This window comes from Rhizobium sp. P38BS-XIX, assembly GCF_012641435.1.
GTDB lineage: Bacteria > Pseudomonadota > Alphaproteobacteria > Rhizobiales > Rhizobiaceae > Rhizobium.
The window spans coordinates 667,271-686,617 of record NZ_JABAIJ010000001.1; the positions used below are offsets into that span (position 1 = coordinate 667,271).

17 protein-coding genes and 1 tRNA gene are annotated in these 19,347 nt (G+C 57.9%); 7 read left to right on the forward strand and 11 right to left on the reverse strand.

Going from position 1 to position 19,347, the window contains the following annotated elements:
* Positions 1-248: 248 nt before the first annotated feature.
* Complete coding sequence (locus HGP17_RS03260) at positions 249-1,013, forward strand: class I SAM-dependent methyltransferase (protein WP_168805872.1); 765 nt, start codon at positions 249-251, stop codon at positions 1,011-1,013.
* A gap of 459 nt (positions 1,014-1,472) precedes the next feature.
* Here HGP17_RS03260 and HGP17_RS03265 read toward each other — a convergent pair whose 3' ends face one another.
* From HGP17_RS03265 to HGP17_RS03280, 4 genes are all read right to left on the reverse strand, one after another.
* Positions 1,473-5,279: a vitamin B12-dependent ribonucleotide reductase gene (locus tag HGP17_RS03265; protein WP_168805874.1), complete on the reverse strand. Its 3,807-nt coding sequence runs from the start codon at positions 5,277-5,279 to the stop codon at positions 1,473-1,475.
* 767 nt (positions 5,280-6,046) lie between these two features.
* Positions 6,047-6,544, reverse strand: a complete 498-nt coding sequence (gene gpt / locus HGP17_RS03270) for a xanthine phosphoribosyltransferase (protein ID WP_168805876.1) — start codon at positions 6,542-6,544, stop codon at positions 6,047-6,049.
* Between the two features lie 315 nt (positions 6,545-6,859).
* Positions 6,860-7,705: a universal stress protein gene (locus HGP17_RS03275; protein WP_168805878.1), complete on the reverse strand. Its 846-nt coding sequence runs from the start codon at positions 7,703-7,705 to the stop codon at positions 6,860-6,862.
* Positions 7,706-7,820: 115 nt separating this feature from the next.
* Positions 7,821-8,594 carry a competence/damage-inducible protein A gene (locus HGP17_RS03280; protein WP_168805880.1) on the reverse strand — a complete coding sequence of 258 codons (774 nt, stop codon included), beginning with the start codon at positions 8,592-8,594 and terminating at the stop codon, positions 7,821-7,823.
* Between the two features lie 236 nt (positions 8,595-8,830).
* On the opposite strand from HGP17_RS03280, the gene wrbA reads away from it, so the two are divergent.
* Entirely contained in the window at positions 8,831-9,430 is a 600-nt protein-coding gene (wrbA, locus tag HGP17_RS03285) for an NAD(P)H:quinone oxidoreductase type IV (protein WP_168805882.1), read from the forward strand.
* A gap of 76 nt (positions 9,431-9,506) precedes the next feature.
* Here the strand turns inward: wrbA and HGP17_RS03290 are convergent.
* Together HGP17_RS03290 and HGP17_RS03295 are read right to left on the reverse strand one after the other, a co-directional pair.
* Positions 9,507-9,592, reverse strand: a tRNA-Leu gene (locus HGP17_RS03290).
* Between the two features lie 112 nt (positions 9,593-9,704).
* Entirely contained in the window at positions 9,705-10,046 is a 342-nt protein-coding gene (locus tag HGP17_RS03295) for a hypothetical protein (RefSeq protein ID WP_168805884.1), read from the reverse strand.
* A gap of 362 nt (positions 10,047-10,408) precedes the next feature.
* Between HGP17_RS03295 and ilvA the strand changes: the two genes are divergently transcribed.
* Positions 10,409-11,659, forward strand: coding sequence for a threonine ammonia-lyase (ilvA, locus tag HGP17_RS03300; RefSeq protein ID WP_168805886.1), 1,251 nt, complete (start codon positions 10,409-10,411; stop codon positions 11,657-11,659).
* Between the two features lie 37 nt (positions 11,660-11,696).
* Positions 11,697-12,035 (forward strand): HlyU family transcriptional regulator, encoded by a 339-nt coding sequence (locus HGP17_RS03305; RefSeq protein ID WP_168805888.1) that lies wholly within the window; start codon positions 11,697-11,699, stop codon positions 12,033-12,035.
* Positions 12,036-12,146: 111 nt separating this feature from the next.
* On the opposite strand, the gene HGP17_RS03310 is transcribed toward HGP17_RS03305, so the two are convergent.
* Positions 12,147-12,923: an SDR family oxidoreductase gene (locus tag HGP17_RS03310; protein WP_168805890.1), complete on the reverse strand. Its 777-nt coding sequence runs from the start codon at positions 12,921-12,923 to the stop codon at positions 12,147-12,149.
* A gap of 105 nt (positions 12,924-13,028) precedes the next feature.
* Between HGP17_RS03310 and HGP17_RS03315 the strand changes: the two genes are divergently transcribed.
* Entirely contained in the window at positions 13,029-13,601 is a 573-nt protein-coding gene (locus tag HGP17_RS03315) for a TetR/AcrR family transcriptional regulator (RefSeq protein ID WP_168805892.1), read from the forward strand.
* A gap of 63 nt (positions 13,602-13,664) precedes the next feature.
* Here the strand turns inward: HGP17_RS03315 and HGP17_RS03320 are convergent, their stop codons facing one another.
* Positions 13,665-14,279 carry an FMN-dependent NADH-azoreductase gene (locus tag HGP17_RS03320; RefSeq protein ID WP_168805894.1) on the reverse strand — a complete coding sequence of 205 codons (615 nt, stop codon included), beginning with the start codon at positions 14,277-14,279 and terminating at the stop codon, positions 13,665-13,667.
* A gap of 136 nt (positions 14,280-14,415) precedes the next feature.
* Here HGP17_RS03320 and HGP17_RS03325 point away from each other — a divergent pair, with 136 nt between their 5' ends.
* Complete coding sequence (locus HGP17_RS03325) at positions 14,416-15,384, forward strand: LysR family transcriptional regulator (RefSeq protein WP_168805896.1); 969 nt, start codon at positions 14,416-14,418, stop codon at positions 15,382-15,384.
* Positions 15,385-15,429: 45 nt separating this feature from the next.
* Here HGP17_RS03325 and HGP17_RS03330 read toward each other — a convergent pair whose 3' ends face one another.
* Positions 15,430-17,418, reverse strand: a complete 1,989-nt coding sequence (locus HGP17_RS03330; RefSeq protein WP_168805898.1) for a bifunctional 2',3'-cyclic-nucleotide 2'-phosphodiesterase/3'-nucleotidase — start codon at positions 17,416-17,418, stop codon at positions 15,430-15,432.
* Between the two features lie 134 nt (positions 17,419-17,552).
* Complete coding sequence (locus HGP17_RS03335; protein ID WP_168805900.1) at positions 17,553-17,912, reverse strand: PilZ domain-containing protein; 360 nt, start codon at positions 17,910-17,912, stop codon at positions 17,553-17,555.
* A 119-nt stretch (positions 17,913-18,031) separates the two neighbouring features.
* On the opposite strand from HGP17_RS03335, the gene HGP17_RS03340 reads away from it, so the two are divergent.
* A complete protein-coding gene (locus tag HGP17_RS03340) occupies positions 18,032-18,865 on the forward strand; it encodes an endonuclease/exonuclease/phosphatase family protein (RefSeq protein WP_168805902.1) in 834 nt (277 codons plus the stop codon).
* Positions 18,866-18,868: 3 nt separating this feature from the next.
* On the opposite strand, the gene HGP17_RS03345 is transcribed toward HGP17_RS03340, so the two are convergent.
* Complete coding sequence (locus tag HGP17_RS03345) at positions 18,869-19,330, reverse strand: Lrp/AsnC family transcriptional regulator (RefSeq protein WP_015339653.1); 462 nt, start codon at positions 19,328-19,330, stop codon at positions 18,869-18,871.
* Between the last annotated feature and the right edge of the window lie 17 nt (positions 19,331-19,347).

Sequence of the window (19,347 nt, forward strand, 5' to 3'; positions counted from 1 at the left end):
TTGGATTCCTTAATAATGTTTTCAAGAAGCTTCCCCCCGCAGATCAAGTCAGGCGCAGATCAAGTCAGGATGCCCCAATACGTATAGTGCGGGCGGTTTTTGGCTGGCATGCGGACAATGCGGTGTTGATAGTATTCCTTCCAATCTGGTGGCGAGATGGCGCCATAAATGTTGACGACAAAAGCGATTGGCACCGTCGGAATAACGGTTCTGTCGTGCTGCAGGTCATGTTCAACAAGGGGTAATATATGCAATTGGTTGCGGGAGTGGGCGAAGTTGATGTTTTGGATGGGGCGCTGAGGCGATCGTGGAATGAGGTTCAAGGCTGGGTTGGCGATAGAATTCCGCACATTCTGAAATTTGTTCGCGAACTTCATGATGCGCAAAAAGTGGAGGGCGATATTCTCGAGATCGGCGTTCACCACGGCAAACTATTTTTCATGCTGTCCGCCATTTCTCGCGATCATGATCGCTGCGTCGCAGTCGATCTATTCGAGGATCAAGACAAGAACCTTGATCACAGTGGAAAAGGTTCGCTCGCGATATTTACGCGGCATCTGCATGAGCTTTTCCCGGATTACGCCTCTCGCGTTACGGCAATATCTGCTGACAGCATGTCGTTGACACCGGTGACAGTCAGAGGGCGACTTGGTGTCGATGGCGTGCGCCTGATTTCAGTGGATGGTGGCCATACCATCGCTCACGTTGTGAATGACATGGCACTTGCCCAGGAGCTTCTCGTTCCAGGTGGTATCATATTGCTCGATGATTTTCTGGGCGTGCATTGGCCGACGGTCACGGAAGGGTTCTATAAATATATGCAGATCGCCAATCGGCGCCTGGCACCATTTCTTATCTTCCAGAACAAATTATTTCTCACGACGTTTTCCGAACAACCAGAGACGCTTGCAAGGTTTCGCGAATTTCTGGATCGGACTCTGCCAAATGAAATACATTCCGGGCGGTGGCGCTACACAACTGTGGGTGACAACAGCGTACTTTCGTTCGCATAGCCATTAAATAAAGGTCGAATTCATCATTGCGGTAACCGAAGAGGCGCGGGGCAGGCGATACGTCGCGCCGTTTTTTGAACGCACCGCTGGCGTTACTCGTACTATCGGGAGCGGCAGTCGATAAACACACTGGTTTGGGAGTTTCGAAAATGCGGATAGCAGGGCCCGTTCAGAAGGTTGTCTCTTTCCATTGTCTCTACCCAAGCCTCCGATAATTTATGATAATCGGCAGCCAAGCTTTTGACAATAATGGTGGCTTAACCTTTAAGGTTGATTAAATATTATTTATGCGCGCATAAGGCGCAGCCCTAGTTATTAATTTTTCGCAAGAAAAAATGTGGTTTAGGCACAAAAAACGCGCCCCTCGATGTGAATAATCAGGAGCGCGTTACAGTTGCAATCAACTTCCAAGCGTTACTGACGGCCAAAGGTTGGGCCGGTCCCGCTCATTTCTCCGTATCAGCTGCAGCCGCTCGTTGCGCCGCAAGTGTCGCACTTCTCGCAGGTGCCGTTGCGCACCATGGTGAAGTTCTGGCACTCGGTGCACATGTTGCCGGTGTAACCCTGCATGATGGAGCGAGCGCGGCGTTCGGATTCCAGCTTCTTGGCGTCCGTCTTCGCAGCAGCTGCATCGCTTGCGGCCTTGTCGGTGAAGAGGCCGGTCGCGGCTTCTGCGGTTTCGCTTACCAGCTCTTCCGCGATCTCTTCTGCCAGTTCCTTGGCGCGCTCTTCATAGTCACGCTTGAAGGCGACGACTTCGGAGGTGGAGACGGCGCCGGTCGGCTCCAGCTTGCGGACCGCGTTGCCGGCAAAGGCTGTTACGGTCGAAAGCGCTGCCGCGCGTGCCGGGGCAGCCGTTGCCGAGCCCTTGGCATCCGCCGAACGATCACCCGATGTCGGGACGAGGGTCGGCTTGTATCCGCGGGTCAGGCCCTTCGACACGACGTCGGCCTTGCCTTCGGAAACACCGCGGCCAAGCGCCGTGTTGTTGAAGTCGGACGTGTCGACATGGGCGAGGTCGTGACGGCCGAGGTAGGAGATCGCCAGTTCGCGGAACACGTAGTCGAGGATCGACGTGGCGTTCTTGATGGCGTCATTACCCGTGACGATGCCGGCCGGCTCGAACTTGGTGAAGGTGAAGGCGTCGACATATTCCTCGAGCGGCACGCCATACTGCAGGCCGAGCGAGACGGAGATCGCGAAGTTGTTGATGAAGGCGCGCAGGGCGGAGCCTTCCTTGTTCATATCAAGGAAGATTTCGCCGAGGCGGCCGTCGTCATATTCGCCGGTGCGCAGGAAGATCGTGTGTCCGCCGATCTTGGCCTTCTGGGTGTAGCCCTTGCGGCGACCCGGCAGCTTCTCCTGCGTGCGGATGACCTTCTCGATCACGCGCTCGACGATCTTTTCCGTGATGGTCACGGCCTGCGCGGCGGCAGGGGCCTGCAGGAATTCTTCCAGCGCATCCTCATCGCTATCGTCTTCGATCAACGAAGCGTTCAGCGGCTGGCTTAGCTTGGAGCCGTCGCGGTAGAGCGCATTGGCCTTCAGGCCGAGCTTCCAGGACAGCATGTAGGCGTTCTTGCAATCCTCGACGGTTGCTTCGTTTGCCATGTTGATCGTCTTGGAGATGGCGCCCGAGATGAAGGGCTGAGCAGCCGCCATCATGCGGATATGGCTCTCGACCGAGAGGTAACGCTTGCCGATCTTGCCGCAGGGGTTGGCGCAATCGAAGACCGCCAGATGTTCTTGTCTCAGGAACGGCGCGCCTTCCAGCGTCATCGCACCGCAGACGTGGATATTGGCGGCCTCGATGTCCTTCTTGGAGAAGCCGAGATGGTCGAGCAGATTGAAGCTCATATCGCCCATCTGCTCGTCGGACACCTTCAGCGTGCCCTTCAGGAAGTCGGCGCCGAGGGTCCACTGGTTGAAGACGAACTTGATGTCGAAGGCGCTCTTGAGCGCGGCGTTCACGGCATCGACCTTCTCGGCGGTGAAGCCCTTGGCCTTCAGCGTCGACGGGTTGATGGCCGGAGCCTGGTTCAGGTTGCCGTGGCCGACAGCGTAAGCCTCGATCTCGGCGATCTGGCTTTCGGAATAGCCAAGCGTGCGCAGCGCTTCCGGAACGGCGCGGTTGATGATCTTGAAGTAGCCGCCGCCGGCAAGCTTCTTGAACTTCACCAGGGCGAAGTCCGGCTCGATGCCGGTCGTGTCGCAATCCATGACGAGGCCGATCGTGCCGGTCGGCGCGATGACGGTTGCCTGCGCATTGCGGTAGCCGTGCTTTTCGCCGAGTTCCAGGGCCTTGTCCCAGGCAGCCTTCGCGTGAGCAACGAGATCCTGGTCCGGATTGTCGGAGTGGATCAGCGCGACCGGGTTGACAGAAAGACCTTCATAGCCCGAGGCCTCGCCGTAAGCAGCGCGGCGATGGTTACGGATGACGCGCAGCATGTTTTCGCGGTTCGGCTTGAACATCGGGAAGGTCCCGAGCTCGGAAGCCATCTCGGCCGACGTTGCATACGAGATCCCGGTCATGATCGCGGTCAGCGAGCCGGCGATAGCGCGGGCTTCGTCGCTGTCATAGGGAATGCCCGACGACATCAGCAGGCCGCCGATGTTGGCGTAGCCGAGGCCGAGCGTGCGGTATTCGTAGGAAAGCTCGGCGATGCGGCGCGAGGGGAACTGCGCCATCATCACGGAGACTTCGAGAACGACGGTCCAGAGACGGACGGCGTGTTCGTAGTCAGCAATATTGATGCGCTTCGTTGCCGCGTCCTTGAAGGTCATCAGGTTCAGCGAAGCGAGGTTGCAGGCCGTGTCGTCGAGGAACATGTATTCCGAGCACGGATTGGATGCGCGGATCGGGCCGGCAGCCGGGCTGGTGTGCCAGTCGTTCATCGTCGTGTTGAAGTGCAGGCCCGGATCGGCCGATGCCCAGGCGGCGTAGGAGATCGATTCCCACAGGTCGCGAGCCTTCAGCGTCTTGACGACCTTGCCGTCCTTGCGGGCGGTCAGGTTCCAGTCGCCATCATTCTCGACGGCGCGCAGGAAGTCGTCCTTGATCGAGACGGAGTTGTTGGAGTTCTGGCCGGATACCGTGAGGTAGGCTTCCGAATCCCAGTCGGTGTCGTAGGTCTTGAATTCGAGATCCGTGTAGCCCTGACGGGCGAACTGGATGACACGCTGGACGTAGTTTTCCGGAACCTGGTCCTTCTTGGCAGCGCGTATCTCGCGCTTCAGGGCAGGGTTCTTGGCCGGGTCGAAGCAATCGTCATTGTCGCCTTCGCAGTTGACGGTCGCCTTCATGATCGCCTTCAGGTGCTTGGCGACGATCTTGGAACCGGTGACGAGGGCAGCAACCTTCTGCTCTTCCTTGACCTTCCAGTTGATGTAATCCTCGATATCCGGATGGTCGATGTCGACAACGACCATCTTGGCGGCGCGGCGGGTCGTGCCGCCCGACTTGATGGCGCCGGCAGCGCGGTCGCCGATCTTGAGGAAGCTCATCAGGCCGGAAGAACGGCCGCCGCCGGAGAGCTTTTCGCCCTCACCACGCAGCATCGAGAAGTTGGAGCCGGTGCCGGAACCGTACTTGAAGAGACGGGCTTCGCGAACCCAGAGGTCCATGATGCCGCCTTCGTTGACGAGATCGTCTTCGACGGACTGAATGAAGCAGGCATGCGGCTGCGGATGCTCATAGGCCGACTTGGACTTGGTGAGCTTGCCGGTGAACGGGTCGACATAATAGTGGCCCTGACCGGGGCCGTCGATGCCGTAGGCCCAGTGCATGCCGGTGTTGAACCATTGCGGAGAGTTCGGCGCGACGCGCTGGGTAGCGAGCATGTAAGCCAGTTCGTCGAAGAAAGCAGACGCGTCTTCCTCGGACGAGAAGTAGCCACCCTTCCAGCCCCAGTAGGTCCAGGTGCCGGCAAGGCGATCGAACACCTGTCGCGCATCGGTTTCAGAGCCGGTGTGCTTTTCCTTGGGCAGATCCTTCATGGCAGCGTCATCGGGAACGGAGCGCCACAGGAAGGAAGGAACGTCGTTTTCCTCGACCTTCTTGAGCTTTGCGGGCACGCCGGCCTTGCGGAAGTACTTCTGCGCCAGAATATCCGCCGCAACCTGCGAGAACTGCGCGGGCACATCGATGTTTTCAAGACGGAAGACGATCGACCCATCGGGGTTCTTGATCTCGCTCGTCGCCTTGCGGAATTCGATCTCCGCATAGGGTGACTGGCCTGCCTTCGTGAAACGACGTTCGATGCGCATGGTCCCGATCCTCATTCGTTGGTACGCCCGCGTGAAAACAGGGCGCAAAAATTCTCATTCCGGCATGGCGAGTTCAACGCGCAGCCAGCTTTCAATCCGCTCTGTGACAGGAGGTGTCATCCGGAGATGTTGTTCCTGTATCTTGTGGTGATGGTGGCTGCAAACACTAAATATAGTATTAACAGCTTATTGCCGCCAGTCCCCGCACATATTTTTTGGCAGCATCAAGATCGGCACAAAAGCACTCGCGGCGACCACCGACAAAGATGAAACGCCTTGAATTCAAATCCGATTTCGAAATGAGAACCAGCCCTCGTAAATCCGCCTGGTCCAGTCGCCGCCGCAACGTCGTCCATTAACTTTGAAAGACCCGAGTCCGTCAAGGGGTGGTTTGCTAGGGATTGTTAACCACAATATCTTGTGGGCTTACCTGTGGAAACTGGGGAAACGCCAGTAGGCTAGAAGATTCAAGAGCTTGTGGGGAGGCGCTCGTCCTTCCGACCATCGCAGCGGCCTCGAATGCCATCACCGCCTGGGTCAAAAACGACAAAATTGTGACCGTGACCCTGAAACAATTGGCAGCACGTTCAAAGCGTGCATATCCGCCTTATGATTCGCTTGGAACGCCTTGAATTTCACGCGTTCTCGCCGTTTTGCGTCCACTAAATATAGTGGGCGCCGCAGCGCCCACATCTATTATGACAATCTAAATCACATTTCGAGGCCACGCGGAGAATCGCAAGTGATTCGCACGGACTGCCTCGATTTCAACCACGATGGCCTTTTGAAATCGGCTCCTGATAGGTGAAGCCCATGTCCCAAGGGAAGTAGATCCAGGTGTCCTGGCTGACTTCCGTGATGAAGGTGTCGATTGTGGGAACGCCGGTCGGCTTGGCATAAACGCAGGCGAAATGCGCCTTCGGCAACATGGCGCGCACTTCGAGCGCCGTCTTGCCGGTATCGGTGAGGTCGTCGACGACAAGAACGTCTTCGCCGCCATTGACCGACAACTCCGGCGCAACGCCTTTGAGCAGGTTCATTTCACCCTGGCTGGTGTAGTCGTGGTAGGAGGCGATGCAGACCGTCTCGATCAAGCGGATATTGAGTTCGCGCGAGATAATGGCGGCAGGCACCAGGCCGCCACGGGTGATGCAGACGATCGCCTTGAACTCGCGGTTGAGACCGGCAAGCCGCCAGGCAAGCGCGCGGGCGTCACGATGGAACTGATCCCACGATACGGGAAAGGCTTTATCGGGCAGGGACATGGCAGAAAGCTCCGGGGCATGGAATGATAACGCACCGGCGGCGCCGGCGACCCTGAGCAGACCCCCGCGGCAGGGCGCGGACCATAACCGGATCCGGAACGCGTTTCGCTTGCTATCTGCTTGAACAGGATCTCATCCGTAAAAGGCGATTGCCCCTCGGGATCATGTTCCATGGACCGCGCGAACGGTTCCCTGACGGGAATTCTGTCATCGGTCGCTGCTTTCTGCTGGATTTGCCGTCAAAAGGCAAGAGCAGCGAAACAGCGACCGACTATCCGTTTGGTCCGAGAGCCTCAGGCTGAGCGGTGGAACCGCTTAGCGGGCGAGCAGTGTCATTGCCGTCATGGACTGCAGCAGCGTGCGTGTCGTGCCGCCGAAAATCATCTGCCAGAGCCAGGAATGGGTGTAGGCACCCATAACGAGCAGGTCGATGCTATTATCGGCAAGGCGATTTTCGATCACCTGAGACGGCGTCGATTTGTCGGCGCAAGAGGCCGTTTCGAACGTTGCGCGTACGCCATGGCGCGTCAGCGCTGCGGCAACCTGGATGCCGCTCTCCTTGGAGGGATGGGCCTCTTTTTCCGATGTGCTGACTGACAGGATCTCCACCGAATCAGCCGCCTTGAGGAAGGGTAGCGCATCGAACGTGGCGCGCGCCACTTCCTTTGAACCGTTCCAGGCGATCAACACCCGGCGGATCGGCTTCGGTTCCTTCAGGATGTAGGGAATGAGCAGGACTGGTCGGCCGCTGTCGAACAGGAAGGTTTCGACATCGACCTGGGTATCCGAGTATTTCGACGGATCGGGCTGAACGGCAACCAGCAGGTCGGCGCTGCGCGAACTTTCGATCAAGGGCTCGGTGCCGTAGCCGACGGTGCTGGCAAAGCTGTGCCACTCGTAGCTGAGGCCGGTGCCTTCCATCTTGCTGCGGAAAAGCCGCTCGATCTCGACAGCCTGTGTGTGCGCGACATCCTGCAGTGCCTGGACGGCAACAGGATCGGGAATTTCCATCGGTGCCACCAGCGGTACGGTCGAAACGACTTCCGCATGCAAGCCGACGATGTGAGCGTCATGTTCCCGGGCAAAAGCGGCCGCGAAATCGGCGGCAATCTGCGTGTTGTCCGGATTATCGAGGACGGTCACTATGGTTTTATAAGACATGGCGTGATCTCCCATGCGGAAGGGTTGGATCGCTTCGCTGTATCAGCTTTCCGCAGCAGAATAACGCGCCGAGATCGTTCCGGTTCCAAAACAAAAGGCGCGCCGTTCTTGAACGTCACGCCTCAGCAGACTGATTTTCCTTGGCTTTCGACTGACGAATAGCCTCGATCATTGCACGCACTTCCTCCGCAACTTTGTCCATCAATTCCGCTGAGCGCGCTCTGACGACGATCTCCGTCGAGAAGAATTGGCCGACATAGCGTGGATAGGAGCCAATGCTGGTATCGGGATGAGCCTTCTGGATGAGGCCGAGCGGTGTGCCGATCTCGCCCTCGCCATAGGGGCATGAAATCGCCGTCGACAACATGCGCACACCAGTCTTCAGCGTGGGAATGACATTATCGAGCATCGCCTGGAAAACCTGCGGCACGCCGGCCATGACATAGACATTGCCGATGTTGAAACCAGGGGCGGTCGAAACCGGATTGGCGATATGCTTGGAGCCGACGGGCATGCGCGCCATGCGCTGACGGGCCTCGGTGAATTCCATCTCGCGGCGGGCATACATTTCGCCCATGATCCGCATCGCCTCGGCATCATGCTCGCAAGCCACGCCGAAGGCTTTGGCAATGGCATCGGCGGTGATGTCGTCATGGGTCGGACCGATGCCGCCCGACGTGAAAACATAATCATATTGTCCGCGCAGCGCATTCAAGGCCACGACGATGGCGTCTTCATCATCGGCAACGATGCGAACTTCCTTCAAGTCGATGCCTGCCAGCAGCAGCAGATCAGCCAGGTGACCGATGTTCTTGTCCTTGGTGCGGCCGGAGAGCAGTTCGTCGCCGATGGCCAGCATGGCGGCTGTGACAATGGTTTCGTTTGACATGAAGACATCCAGGAAAATGCGCATCGGCGCTCGCAAAAGGTTTGCAATAGGTAGCGCTGTTTGCGGCGAATGCAAACGCTCAACTTCGGATCGCCGCGATGATCGCGGGATGTTGAAAGCGAGTTTTCGTCTACGCAGGATGAACAGTGCGTTCTGAGCATAAGGGCTGTGTCCTTGTCGCATGACTGATACAAGATGACCCGACACTCAACGCGTCCAACAAACGGGAGACGTTCATGGCTAAGGTTTTGGTTCTCTACTATTCGTCCTACGGTCATATCGAGACGATGGCCTATGCCGTCGCTGAAGGCGCAAAGTCGGCCGGCGCAGACGTCACCGTCAAGCGCGTGCCGGAACTGGTTCCGGAAGAAGTCGCCAAGTCCTCTTACTTCAAGCTCGATCAGGCCGCTCCGATCGCAACGCCGGACGAACTTGCAGAATACGACGCCATCATCGTCGGCGCCGGCACCCGCTTCGGCACGGTCGCCTCTCAGATGCGCAATTTCTGGGATCAGACCGGCGGCCTCTGGTTCGGTGGCAAGCTCGTCGGCAAGGTCGGCTCGGTCTTCACCTCGTCGGCAACGCAGCACGGCGGCCAGGAATCCACCATTCTCGGCTTCATTCCGACGCTGCTGCACCACGGCATGGCCGTCGTCGGTCTTCCCTATGCGTTCCAGGGCCAGATGGGCACCGAAGAAGTCAAGGGCAGCTCGCCTTATGGCGCGTCCACCATCACCAACGGCGACGGCTCGCGTCAGCCCTCCGAAATCGAACTGGAAGCCGCAAAGTTCCAGGGCGCCCACGTCGCCAAGATCGCCGCAAAGCTGTCGGCTTAATTCAGATCTGCATATAAAGTGAGAGGCGCGGCGAAAGCTGCGCCTTTTTTATTTCGCACTGTAGGATTCTTGATTTTGGTGCGGACGACGGGGGTCGAACCCGTACAACCAAAGGTCGAGGGATTTTAAGTCCCTTGCGTCTACCAGTTTCGCCACGTCCGCGTGCTTTTTTCCCTTCAAGCACTTGAGCGATTCAGTCAAGGAAATGTTTTGTCGAGGACGGACCAATTTGGCCTGATGCGCCGCGGCCTGCAGGGCTGCCGGTCGCGTTCGGCTAACGTCCTTTGAGAACGTTGACGAGCGCAGGGGTGATCTTCTTCTTCTGGAACACGGCCTTGAAATCGGCGTAGCTGATTCTACCGGAGACGACGCCGGCCATCAGCCTCTCGCAGAACAGGCGCTTTGCCTCGCTCTTTTGCGCTCTGACGTAGAACGCCATCTCATCCAGTGTTTCGGGCGACATCGGCTGCGACGCGCATTTGGCAATGACCTTCGCGCGAGCCGTCGGGCTTTCCTTTATGATGGGCAGCATTTCTTCGTAGGTTTTTTCCTGCGACGTGCAGGAGGCAAGCGCGGCGAGAACGAGAACGGCAGAAAGCGTGCAGATGAAACGCATGATGAACTTCTCCTCCGGATCAATCCAGGGATAAGCATCTTTTGCATGATTCTCAATTGAGGATTGCAGGCGTCAAACGGTCGATTTTCCGAGGTTGATAGGCGAAGCCCGCCGGAGCCGACGTGTCGGTTTCAGAGCGGGCCTCTAACCATCATCATGATGGCTGGAGCTATAGGAAGCAGGCTGGTCCATGCTGTCAATTCACAGTTTTGGGGGATGGATAGCAGGATATATATTAGCGATCGCGCTGATGTCTTGCGCCGATATCGTCCCGGCAGGTCTGCAATGACGATAAACAGGCTTTCTTGTCTCATCTTTCCTGTGCCATAGCAAAAGACGGATTGAAGAAGGACGGATAAGCCGTGGACAAACAGACTGTTCTCGAAGCCACCGAGGCCATGCGTGGCCTTTTCCCCGCAACGCCGTTGCAGTTGAACGAGCATCTTTCCGCTCGTTACGGCGCTGATATCTGGCTCAAGCGTGAGGATCTGACACCGGTACGGTCCTATAAGATCCGTGGCGCCTTCAATTTTTTCCGCAAGGTGATTGCCGAGGGAGGAACGGGCAAGACGTTCGTTTGCGCATCCGCCGGCAACCACGCGCAGGGATTTGCCTTTGTCTGCCGGCATTTCGGCGTGCAGGGCGTGGTTTATATGCCCGTCACGACGCCGCAGCAGAAGATCGACAAGACCCGGATCTTCGGTGGCGAGTTTATCACCATCAAACTCTTCGGCGATTTCTTCGACCAGTGCTACCAGGCTGCGCGCGATCATGTCGAAAAGATCGATGGCATCATGGTGCCGCCTTTCGACCACCTCGATATCATCGAAGGGCAGGCGACCGTTGCCGCCGAGATTGCCGAACAGCTGCCTGAAGGTGTCGTTGCCGATTGCGTCCTGCTTCCTGTCGGCGGCGGTGGTCTGGCGGCGGGCATCACCGGATATTTTGCCGATGTGCTTGATCGTAGCGCCTTCACCTTTGCCGAGCCGGCGGGGGCGCCGAGCCTGCGCCGCAGCATCGAGGCAGGGCAGGTGGTGACGTTGACCAAGGTCGACAATTTCGTCGATGGCGCCGCTGTCGGCCGGATCGGCGATTTGAACTTCGCGGCGCTGAAAGGTTTTGCGGCCGATCAGGTGAGGCTGATCGAGGAAAACGCCATCTGCGTCACGATCACCGACATGCTGAATGTGGAGGGGGTGGTGCTGGAGCCGGCGGGCGCATTGGCCATCACCGCGCTCGAGACGCTGGATCGCGACAGCATCCGTGGCAAGACCATTGTCGCGGTCGTTTCCGGCGGCAATTTCGACTTCGAGCGTCTGCCCGATGTGAAGGAACGCGCCATGCGTTATGCCGGGCTGAAGAAATACTTCATCTTGCGCCTTGCGCAGCGCCCAGGAGCGCTGAGGGATTTTCTCAACATGCTTGGGCCGGATGACGATATCGCGCGTTTCGAATACCTGAAGAAGAGTGCTCGTAATTTCGGCTCCATTCTGATCGGTATCGAGACGAAAAATCCGGATAATTTCAAGGCGCTTATCGCCAAGTTTGAAAGTTCGGGCATGGGTTATGAGGACATCACCGAAAACGACATCCTGGCAAACCTGATCATTTGACTTTGCGAGCTTGCAACCTTCATGCTAAAGGCGATCCATGGCTTCGTTTTTTTCAAATATTATCTCGATTTTCACCGGTGGCGCGTCGCAGACGGGCACTGAAAAGTCCGCGGGTCCAGCAGTTAGCGCGGAACCGCAAACGCATGCCGGTTGCACGATCTATGCAACACCGCAGCGGGAGGGCAACCAGTTCCGCCTTGCAGGCCGGATCGAGAAAGATGTGAACGGCGAGATGCTTGTGCGCAATTTCATTCGCGCCGATGTTTTCACTTCGTCGGACGATGCCGTGGAATCGACCTTCCGCAAGGCGCAGCAGATCATCGATCAGAACGGCGCCGGTCTTTTTGGCGATGGCGAGAAGGTCCGTCAGGTCTGATCTCAAGCCGACTTTCGCTTGGTATTCTTGAAAAGGCCGCCCAAATCGAGCGGCCTTTTGCATGAGTGAACATCCAAGACTGCTTTTTGCAGGCCGGTCTCGTTTTCTTGCTCAACCCTGACGGAACATCTTTGCGCCGGCAGGCGCATTGATGGCGCCGCCGTCGACGGTAATTTCCATGGCTGTGACATTGGTGGAATCGTCGGAGGCGAAGTAGAGAGCCGCGCTGGCGATCTCATCGGCTTCACTCATACGACCGAGCGGGCTCATGCCGCCGAAGCGTGCTTCCAGCGCATCCATGGCATCCGGCGTTGGGGCGCGCGGATTCCAGATCGGTGTCTTCGTGGCGCCAGGCGTGACCTGATTGACGCGGATGGCGCGGGGCGCAAGTTCGGATGCCAGATTGCGGGTCATGGCGCGAACGGCACCCTTCGTGCCAGCGTAGGCCGAAGCACCGGGTATGCCGAGCACGGCGTGCACCGAGCCGTTTAGAATGACCGATGCGCCGTCATTGAGATACGGCAACGCGGCCTGTACCGTGAAGAAGACGCCGGTGAAATTGATGCGCACGATCGTCTCGAACTGCTCCAATGTCGTGTTGCCGAGCGGGGTGTCGCCGCCAATTCCTGCATTGGCGAACACGACATCGAAATTGCCGAGTTTCTGTGCCGCTTCGGCAAAAGCTTTTTCCATACCCGGGATATCTGTCGTGTCCGCCTGCAGGGCAAGCACGTCACCGCCGAGTTCCGCCGCCGCTTCGGCCAGCGTTTTTGCGTTGCGGCCTGTTATGGCGACCTTGGCGCCCTCGGCGAGGAAGAGGCGGGCGGTGGCAAGGCCAATGCCGCTGTTTCCGCCAGTAATGAGGGCGACCTTGTTCTTGAGACGCATGTTCGTAGCTCCTGTTGGCTTTCGTCACGATCTGGATTATGATCGCTATCTATAAGGATTATGATCGTAATCCATTTTGTCAAGCCTGACTTGAAGGGAATTTCGATGGGCCGGTCACAATTGGAAAAACAGAAGACGCATGAGCGCATCGTCACGCTTGCCGCCAAGCGTCTGCGCGAGGAAGGTTTGGAAGGGATTGGCGTTGCCGATCTGATGAAAGAGGCGGGCTTAACAGTCGGCGGTTTCTACAAGCATTTCGCCTCGCGCGACGAGCTCGTGGCGGAAGCCATGGAGTCGGCGATCGAATGGTGGCGACGCCAGCAACAGGAAAAGGGCATAGATCCCGCGAGCATCCCGCTGCAGGAATATGTCGATAACTATCTCAGCAAGCGTCATCTCGAAGAATGCAGCGAGGGCTGTGTCTACGCCGCCTTGACTGCGGATATGGCGCGTAGCAGCGATGCCGTCCGCACGGTTGCCACCGATGGCCTCCGGCGAAATTTCGCTGCGATGACGGCGCGCATGGGGCAGCCTGAAACGGAAGAGGCGCGGCGCAAGGCAATCATCGTCTCCAGCCTGATGACTGGAGCGCTCGGTTTCGCGCGGGTGTCGAACGATGATGCCCTCTCCAGCGAAATTCTGGAGACCGTGAAGCAATTCATCAGGGACATGCCGTAAGCCAAATAAAAAAGTGGCCGGTTGAAGCCGGCCGCCTCTCAGCGTCTGAACGATGCTTCGGAATTAAGCGGCGAGTGCCAGCTCGGCAGCGCGAGCCTGGGCGGCGCCGATTGCCTTTTCTGCAGCTTCCGGACCGAAGGCGAGACCTTCGATGTAGACGGTTTCGACGTCAGTGATGCCGATGAAGCCGAGAACCGACTTCAGGTAGGGAACAGCGTGGTTGAGCGGAGCAGCCGGGCCATCGGAATAGACACCGCCCGAAGCAAGCACGATATAGGCCTTCTTGCCGGTGGCCAGACCCTTCGGGCCGGTTTCCGTGTAGGTGAAGGTGCGGCCGGCGCGAGCGACGTTGTCGATCCAGGTCTTCAGCGACGAGTAGATGTTGAAGTTGATGAGGCCGGTGCCGATGACCAGCGTATCGGCTGCGAGCAGCTCGTCGACGAGCGCGTCGGAAACCTTGACGAGTTCCTGCTGCTCAGACGTGCGAGCATCGACCGGCGTGCGGATGGCAGCCGTGAACGGGCCGTCGATGTGCGGCAGGGCATCAGCAGCGAGATCGCGGTGAACGATCGTCTTGCCGGGATTGTTGGCCTTGATCTTATCGGCAAGCTCGATTGCGATCTTGGTGGAGAGCGAGTCAGAACGCGGGCTCGAAGTCAGAAGAAGAATAGAAGACATATCCGTTTTCCTTTTCAATGGGTTGCGAAAATCGGCCGGGAGAATCCGATCTCGTTCGCCAAATAAATAAGTCTTCCGCCCTATCGAAAAAAACTGTGATAATATGGATCGGAATTATCGATAGAATGGATGGCAGATGCTTCCCAATCCCACCCTCGACCAGTTGCAGGTCTTTCTGACGGTTGCTGAATCAGGCAGTTTTTCGGCGGCCTCGCGCGCGCTTAACCGTGCCCAATCGGTCATTAGCTACACGATTGCAAATCTGGAGGCGCAGCTTGAAATGCCGCTATTCGAGCGGTCTGGTTCGCGCCAGCCGAAGCTGACGGATGCGGGCAGGGTGATGCTCGAGGATGCACGCCGCATCCTGTCCGATCTGCAGGTGATGCGCGCGCGCGTGAAAGGCTTGAAGAGCGGGCTTGAGGCGGAGGTGTCCGTCGCCATCAGCGTCATGGTGCCGGTGCATGCGACCGTCGACGTGCTGCGCGAATTCCGCGATCGCTTCCCCTATGTTGCCTTACGTCTCGATACCGGCGAACTCGGCTCGATGCTGGAGCTGGTTGCCAGCGGCAAGTCGACGATCGGTATTGGCGGCTCAGTGCTGAAGCAGGATGATTCCTTGGTCATTGAGCGCATCGGCCATTCATTCATGCTGCCGGTTGCCGCGCCGACCCATCCGCTTGCCCAATTGGGACGACCACTCACGCTCACCGACGTGCGCGAGGAAGTGCAGCTGGTTGTCACCGATGCCTCCACCCTGACGAATGGAAAGGATTTCAACGTCCTGTCCTACAAGATCTGGCATGTGAGCGATATCGCCACCAAGCACCAGCTCATCCGCGGTGGGCTCGGCTGGGGTGGGCTGCCGGCTTCGTTTATCATGGAGGATCTGCAGAAGGGCCGGCTGGTGCCTCTGGCGCTTGATGCCTACGATCAGAGTGAATATCCGATCTACGCCGTCCGCAAGGTCGACAATCCCCCCGGTCCCGCTGCGGCCTGGATGATCGAAGCTTTCAGCTCGCGCCTGTCGCGTTGCCCGAATCAGACGGACTTCAAGGCCGCTATTGAAATGTTCCATCCTGAAGAAAACCGGCTGGCCGCCGAATGAAATATCCTCTCCCCGTATACGGGGAGAGGACGCTGGCATTCCTGATTAGAGGACCAGACGATAGTTGCGGAAGCCGTCCGCACCTTCGCCGACATCTTCGATCTTTACGCTCTTGACCTGTTCCAGGAAGTCCTTGGCCTTCGGTGAGCTTTGGAATTGCACGGTCGTGCCCGGAAGCGGCTTGAACGTCCAGTTGCCATCCGCGGTCGGGTTGATCGTGCCCTGATCGTGAACATAGCGCACGATGACGTCACGGTTGGTGTCCGGCGCCTGATAGACGACCTTGTCGCCGGCAATTTCCGGGAAGTTGCCGCCGCCGCCGGCGCGGTAGTTGTTGGTGACGACCAGGAACTTCTGCGCGGGATCGATCGGCTTGCCCTCGAACTGCAGGTTTTGGATGCGGTTCGCATCGGCATTCAGGACCTTGCCGTCATCGCCGAAGCGGCGCGGCTGCGACACGTCGATCTGGTATGTCACGCCATCGATGACATCGAAATTGTAGGACGGGAAGCTGTTGTTGATGAGATCCGCATCCTTGGCGCCGGGCTGCACCTGGTTGAACATCGCGGCCGACATTTCCAGCCAGCCCTTGACCTGAGCGCCGGTGATGACGACGGCCTGAACGGTATTCGGATAGAGATAGAGATCGGCGACGTTCTTGATGGCGATATTGCCGGCAGGAACGTCCGTATAGTAGTCGGCACCGTTGCGGCCGCCGCATTTGAAAGGCGCTGCAGCTGAAAGGATCGGCAGGTCCTTGTACTGCGTTTCCTTCAGCATCTCCTTGATGTACCAGACCTGCGCCTGGCTGACGATCTGCACCGACGGATCGTCGGCAACCAGCGCGAAGTAGGAATAGAGCGGTGCGGATGTCTTGCCGACGGGGGTACGCACATAGGTCAGCGTTGCCTCGTGCTCGGCCTTTGCGGCTTCGACGACTTCCTTCTTGTCGGCGACATCGGCGATGACCTTCTTCTTGTCGTCGCGATGGTAGATAGGCCGCGCTTCGGAGGTGAAGTCGACGATCTTCCAGCTCTTGCCGTCCTTTTCCAGCAGCAGGTCGATAAGGCCGAGATGCGAGCCCCAGAAGCCGGCCATGACGGCGGGCTTGCCATGCAGCGTTCCGTTGACCGGATCGGCATCCTTGATGCCGTCCCAGGTCTTCGGGCCGGGGAAAACGAGATGCTGGTGGCCGGTGAAGACGGCGTCAATGCCATCGACCGCAGCAACGTAGAGCGAGGCGTTTTCCATCTTGTCGCTCGGGCCGCTGCCGTCGATGCCGGAGTGCGAGAGAGCGATGATGATATCGGCGCCTTCAACCTTCATGACCGGCACCCAGGCCTTGGCGGCTTCGATGATATCGCGCGTCTGCGCCTTGCCTTCGAGGTTCTTGATGTCCCAGAGCATGATCTGCGGCGGCACGAAGCCGATGAAGCCGATCTTGATTGTGCTCTCATTGCCAGCGCCGTCCTTGATCTTCTTTTCCTGGATCAGATAGGGCTTGAAGAACAGATCGTCCTTCGTCGGGTCGGAGGCGAGCTGGCCCTTGGTCAGGTTGGCGCAGACGAACGGGAAGTTCGCGCCGGCCAGCACCTTGAACATGAAGTCGAGGCCATAGTTGAATTCGTGGTTGCCGAGCGTGCCGACGGAATAGCCGAGCGTATTCATTGCCTTGATGACCGGATGGACGTCGCCGTCCTTCATACCGTGCTGATAGGCCATGTAGTCGCCCATCGGATTGCCCTGCAGCACGTCGCCATTGTCGATCAGGAGCGAGTTGGTGGCTTCGGCGCGGATATTGTCGATGATCGTCGCGGTGCGCGTCAGGCCCATCGTGTCATTCGGCTTGTCGGCATAGTAGTCATAGGGGAAAACGTTGACGTGAATATCCGTCGTTTCCATCAGCCGCAGATGCGCCTGGTTGCTGGCCGCGCGGGCGGCGAAAGGATGCAGCACGATCAGTGCCGCCGTAGCACTAAGGCCTTGCAGCAGGGAACGGCGCGACATGCTGGGCAAATCCAGAATGGAAGTCATGGAACACTCCTTCAACGATGGGGCTGTCGTTCATCAATCTCTTTCGGGCGGGAGATTAGGACGATTTGTGAAGGTGTGCACCAGTTATGTGACAAGCTTATTGTGGATCGTAGCCGGCTTGCACCGACATTCGATCAGCGCTTGAGAACAGGCTTTATGTCCTTGTGGAAAAAGCGAAAATAGGACGCGACTTTGGCGGAAGCATTTGAGGAACGATCGAACTCGATGCCGATACGGCCGTTATGCGCCCAGCGTACGAAACCATCCAGCAGGCCGATATCGTCACATTCGACACGGACTTTACTGCCCGCAGCGGCATAAAGAGGCGACTGCAGATCAAGAGCGATCCCATGGGTGGAAATATCGACCACGCGCCCGGCGGCGAGTTTGGTGAAATAGCGCACCTGGCCCATGAGCCTGGCGTGATGGCGCGGCGAACCGCGGGTCTTGATTTTCAGGTTGCCCTGGAAGAGGGGTTTCGAAGAGAACTGCATGATATTATCCCGGCTCATACGTCTTTTTCTCGTCCGGAATTATCAGGTTCGCATTGAGGGACGTTTAGCATAATCGCTAAAATTGTAGGCGGCCGTATCGAATCGGCACCGAATTGACCATGATCGGGCGTTACATAGGGGAGCCGGACTTGCGTATCGTTTCGCTGAATGCCTGGGGCGGGCTGCTGCATGAGCCGTTGATGCAATATTTAGTCGGCGTCGATGCCGATGTTATCTGTCTTCAAGAGGTGGGGCAGACACCGGGGTCGCAAGGCGATTGGCTGACGTATCGGGATCATGGCGTCGAACTTCAGCAGCGAGTCAATCTGTTCGATGAGCTGAAGGCTGCTTTGCCGGCTCACGATGGGATCTTTCTCCCTTTCGCCCGCGGCGATCTCTTCGATGGTGACCAGCCCATTGCCTCCGAGTTTGGCCTGGCGACTTTCGTGCGAAAGACCTACCCGATAATCGCTCAGGCAGCAGGTTTCGTGCACGGTGAATTTTCTCCTGACGGCTGGGGCGAGCATCCGCGGTCGCGCAATGCCCATTGCATCCGCCTTTTCGACTACAGCCGCGGGCAACCGATCACCATTGCCCAGATGCACGGCCTTCGCGACACCGCCGGCAAGGGTGACACACCGGCGCGCCGACATCAGGCACATGCGTTGGTCGATCTCATCCGGCAGGTAAGGCAGGAGGGCGAGCGACTGGTCGTCTGCGGCGATTTCAATCTGCTGCCTGGCAGCGAGACCTTCGATATCCTTGCTACGCTTGGCCTTGTCGATCTCATCACCTTGCGGGGACATGACGATACGCGTACGTCGCATTACAAGAAACAGCCGCGCTTTGCCGACTATATGCTGGTGACGCCTGACGTCGAGGTGATCAATTTCGATCCGGTCGCCGAGCCTGAAATCTCGGATCATCGCGCGCTACTGCTGGATTTGCGCTGAAGGTCAGAGGCCGACATTAGGCCGGTCGATGATCTCCCGAAGCGCGAAGCTGGAATTGATCTTAACCACGTGGGGCAGGGCCGAAAGCCAATCCCGGTGGATGCGCTCGTAATCTTCGAGGTCCCGCGCCGCGACGCGCAGGATGTAATCATATTCGCCGGACATCAGATAGCAGGAGAGCACATTGGGGCATCGCTTTACGGCCGCCTCGAACTCCGAAAGTGTTTTGGCGAACTGACCCGACAACGAGATGTGCACGAAGGCAATCATCTTGTAGTCCAGCGCCTTGTGGGACAGATGCGCATGGTAGCCGTCGATGACGCCGCTCTTTTCAAGAATATCGAGCCGGCGGGAGCAGGCCGAAGGCGAGAGGCCGACCTTTTCGGCCAGTTCCGCATTGGTGATCCGCGCGTTCTGCTGCAGCATCCGCAGAATCGAATGATCTATGGCGTCCAGGTCTGACATTCGAAGAACTTTCGAAA